Annotated in this window: 5 protein-coding genes; all 5 read left to right on the forward strand. The window is 38.4% G+C overall.

From position 1 onward, the window contains the following. Window positions 1-918, forward strand: a 918-nt coding sequence (locus K8S13_RS13425) for a chemotaxis response regulator protein-glutamate methylesterase (protein ID WP_291463203.1), incomplete at its 5' end; no start/stop codon positions are given. Window positions 919-922: 4 nt separating this feature from the next. After that, window positions 923-1705: a CheR family methyltransferase gene (locus K8S13_RS13430; RefSeq protein ID WP_291463205.1), complete on the forward strand. Its 783-nt coding sequence runs from the start codon at window positions 923-925 to the stop codon at window positions 1703-1705. A gap of 15 nt (window positions 1706-1720) precedes the next feature. Continuing rightward, a complete protein-coding gene (locus K8S13_RS13435) occupies window positions 1721-2233 on the forward strand; it encodes a chemotaxis protein CheD (RefSeq protein ID WP_291463206.1) in 513 nt (170 codons plus the stop codon). Between the two features lie 93 nt (window positions 2234-2326). After that, on the forward strand, window positions 2327-3181 hold the full coding sequence (locus tag K8S13_RS13440) for an HDOD domain-containing protein (RefSeq protein WP_291463208.1): 855 nt from the start codon (window positions 2327-2329) through the stop codon (window positions 3179-3181). Between the two features lies 1 nt (window position 3182). After that, on the forward strand, window positions 3183-4163 hold a 981-nt coding region (locus K8S13_RS13445; RefSeq protein ID WP_291463210.1), incomplete at its 3' end, for a histidine kinase dimerization/phospho-acceptor domain-containing protein.

Below are 4163 nucleotides of genomic sequence, written 5' to 3' on the forward strand. Positions count from 1 at the left end.
GACAAAATCGTTAAACTCAAACCGGATGTAATTACCCTTGATATTGAAATGCCCCGTATGGACGGTATAACATTTTTAAAAAAGCTGATGAAGCACTATCCCCTTCCTGTTATCATTGTCAGCTCTTTAACTGCCAAGGGGAGCAAGATTGCCCTTGAAGCCATCTCTCTTGGCGCTCTTGAAGTTATTTCAAAACCCAGTGCTGCTTATTCCGTGGGTGATATGAGCATACAGCTGGGAGAAAAAATCAGAGCGGTTTATGGGGCAAAGTTGACACCTTTGTCCACCCGGAAAACAGAGAATAAGCCAATGAGCGCCATCACATCAAAAGCGCTGACTGCCACTACAAATAAAATCATCGCCATTGGTGCTTCAACCGGCGGAACAGAAGCCTTAAAAAAAGTATTAACCATGATGCCGCGAAATTCTCCAGGGGTTGTGGTGGTCCAGCATATGCCTGCCCAGTTTACAACATCATTTGCAGAAAGACTGGATGAGCTGTGCCAGATGCACGTTAAGGAAGCAGAAAACGGCGATACAGTCACAAACGGCCAGGTCCTGATCGCACCGGGCAATTATCATATGCTCCTCAAAAGAAGCGGTGCCAGGTATTATGTAGCTGTTAAAACCGGTCCCCTTGTCCATTACCAGAGGCCCGCAGTCGATGTTTTGTTTAAATCCGTTGCCAGATATGCAGGAGCCAATGCCCTTGGTATCATTCTTACCGGTATGGGTAAAGATGGCGCTGCAGGAATGCTTGACATGAAAAAAGCAGGCGCAATTAATATTGCCCAGGATGAAAAATCCTGTGTGGTATTCGGCATGCCCAAGGAGGCAATAAACTTAGGTGCAGTTGATCATGTGCAGGATATCTATACGATTGCCCCAAAAGCCATTTTTCTTTTGGAAAAAAGTTAATCCTATGGTATCTGAAACTAAAATCAATCCGGTACAATTTAAAAAACTTTCCAATATTGTTTATACCGAATCCGGCATTGTTCTCAATGAAAAAAAATATACCCTTCTGGTTGCAAGAATAGCCAAACGAATGCGGATGACAAAAACATCTTGTGTATCTGATTATATTGACCTGATATCAAACAGCCCGGATGAATTTAACAATTTTATCGATGCAACCACCACCAATCATACGTTCTTTTTCAGGGAAAATAATCATTGTGAATTTATGATCAAAACCCTGGATAATACCAAACCCTTGAAAATCTGGAGTGCGGCTTCCTCCAGCGGGGAAGAAGCTTTTTCCCTTGCGGTTCAATTGCTGGCCAACAAATTTTCCTTTACCATCTACGCATCTGATGTTTCTGATTCCATGCTGAAACAGGGAAAAAGAGCTATCTATCCAAAAGAAAGAGTACGTGTTGTACCCCGTTCCATTCTATACACCTATTTTCAAAAGGGAACCGGTAAATGGCAGGATCATGTCAAGGTCAAACCCGAAGTTCAAACCTACGTTAGATTTGAAAAGTTCAACCTGTTATCAGACACTCCTGTTGATACATTTGATATTATTTTCTGCAGAAATGTCATGATATATTTTGATACACAGACAAGACAAAAGGTTGTCAGCACCCTTTGCAGGGCTCTGAATCCGGGAGGGTACTTTTTTGTGGGTCTGTCTGAAAATCTTCATGGGCTTGACCACAGCCTGATAACTATTTTACCAAGCGGATACCAAAAAAAATGATACAAAGGCTTTTATATGAATAAGGACTACTATTCTTCTGAAAATTCAATATCAAATAATTATTTTTTGCAGCCCGGATATATTTTTGTACCGGACCAAAGTATCAGCATATCCACTGTCATAGGGTCTGGTGTCTCCATCTGTATTTATGACAAAAAAAACCGAATCGGCGGGATGAATCATTTTCAATTGCCCTATATGGCAACAAAAGGAAAAACCACTGCATTGTATGGTAATATTGCTACAATTGCATTGATAACAATGATGCTGGCCCATGGATCTCAAAGAAAAAATTTTGAAGCACAAATATTTGGAGGCGCATATAACCCCAAAAAAAATGATAAGGATATTGGCAGGGAAAATATTGAAATCACTCGAAAGATATTGTTAAAAAACAAAATCTCCATCATATCGGAAGATGTAGGCGGGGAAAAGGGAAGGAAAGTCGTGTTTAATACCAGCACCAATGAAATAGCTGTTTTAAAAGTGGATAGTTTGCGAAATGCTGACTGGTATCCATACCAATAAACAGCAACAAGGAGTTTTCATATGACTGAAAAACCGACTTATGAAGAATTAAAAAAATTTAAATAATACTATTTAAATGGAATAAGACAGCGTATGCCGACAGCTAAAGTTTTATTAACTAAATTTAAAGAATTGAAAACCCTGCCCAATATTGCCATCCGGTTAACACGGATGATTTCGGACGATGCATACAGTATGCAGGAATTTGAAGAGATTATAAACCTGGACCCGACTTTGGTTTTAAAAATATTGCAAATTGTTAACAGCCCCTATTATTCCTTACTCTGCAAAGTCACCCATATTGCAGAAGCCGTCTCTTTTATAGGCATGAATAATCTTCGCAATTTAATTGTTATGGATATTGTTAAAAATATTATTAAAAATAGTAATGACTATGATGTTTTTTCAAGGAATAAGTTATGGCTGCATAGTGCTGCTGTAGGTATTTGCAGCCAACTCATCGCTGAAAAAATTTTTGAACAAAATGGTGAGAATGCTTTTTTATGCGGTTTAATCCATGACATTGGAATGATTATTGAAGACCAGCTTGAACCCCAATTATTTATGAAAGTCTGCAAGGCATATAAACCAGGGGAAGATTCTATTATTGAGGTTGAAAAAAAAATCATTGGGACCGATCACTCCAGAGTCGGGTTTTATCTGGCCCAGGACTGGAAACTACCTTTAACCATACAAGAAGGTATTGGGCAGCATCACTTGAACCTTAAAAAAATTGATCCTGAAAGTATACCCGGAATAATACAAATTGCCGACTATCTGATCTACAGGCAAAACATCTCTCCGATTAAGGGGTTGCAGGGAAGGATACTTTCCCAACCGCTTCTGACGCATATGCGGGATAACATTCAAGAATACAAAGCAATTATGCTTGACTTACCGCAGGAGTTGTCAAAAGCAGAAGCAATATATTCATTGGACAAGGACTGATATGGAAATTCTCAACACTATATTTGATAATATTGATATGCCCAATAAGGACCAGCATGATTTTCTTGTGTACCTTGAAAATAAATTATGGGGTTGTTGCTGCAAAATGATCCTGAACAATGGAACAAACATCGTTTCTTTAAAAAAATTTACCCTTCCGGCTACAATTGAAAACAGGCTTCTTGAAAAAGCCGGGACAGACAATGAAAGTTGTTTTCAAAAAAAAATAGACAATGACTATATCAATGCCATTTATTTAAAAGAGTTAAAGGGTGTGCTGTTTTTTACATCTTTATTGCAGGATCAAAATACAGATACATTAGCCATCATTATCAAACAATTAGTCGACTCTTTTTTCCTTGAAAGAGAGTTGGAAGATCAAAAAAAACTCAATGAAACAAGAAATATTCAAACCCACCGAAAAATAAAAGTACTTGAAAAAAAGAATATGAAAATACTGGCCAAAAGCCATAATCAGCACAATAACTATTCTAAAATGTTAACATCCGAAATTGAAAGGCAGACAAAGGATTTAGTCTTTGCCAGGGAAAAAGCAGAAGCCGCCAACCTGGCAAAGAGTGAATTTTTGGCCAACATGAGCCATGAGATCCGTACACCCATGAACGGCGTTATCGGGATGACAAATCTCTTATTAGGAACAAAATTAGATCCGGAACAACAAAAATTTGCCAGGATCATTAAAAACAGTTCGGATTCACTTTTAAATATCATCAATGATATTCTGGATCATTCCAAGATAGAAGCCGGTATGATTGGGCTTGAACACATTGATTTTAATTTAAGAGTAACCATTGACACATTAAACGATCTTGTCGCGGTTAAAGCCCATGAAAAGGGATTGGAATATCTTACAATGATTCATCATGATGTCCCCCTGTTTCTTAAGGGAGATCCGGGACGGCTGCGCCAGATATTGATAAATCTTGTGGGTAATGCCATAAAATTTACTCAAAATGGGGAA

The organism is Desulfobacula sp. (genome assembly GCF_021107415.1).

What these genes read in the sequence shown, in the direction of transcription:
- K8S13_RS13440 (WP_291463208.1), top strand. Translation starts at nt 2,327, where the DNA reads ATGCCGACAGCTAAAGTTTTATTAACTAAATTTAAAGAATTGAAAACC.
- K8S13_RS13435 (WP_291463206.1), top strand. Translation starts at nt 1,721, where the DNA reads ATGAATAAGGACTACTATTCTTCTGAAAATTCAATATCAAATAATTAT.
- K8S13_RS13430 (WP_291463205.1), top strand. Translation starts at nt 923, where the DNA reads ATGGTATCTGAAACTAAAATCAATCCGGTACAATTTAAAAAACTTTCC.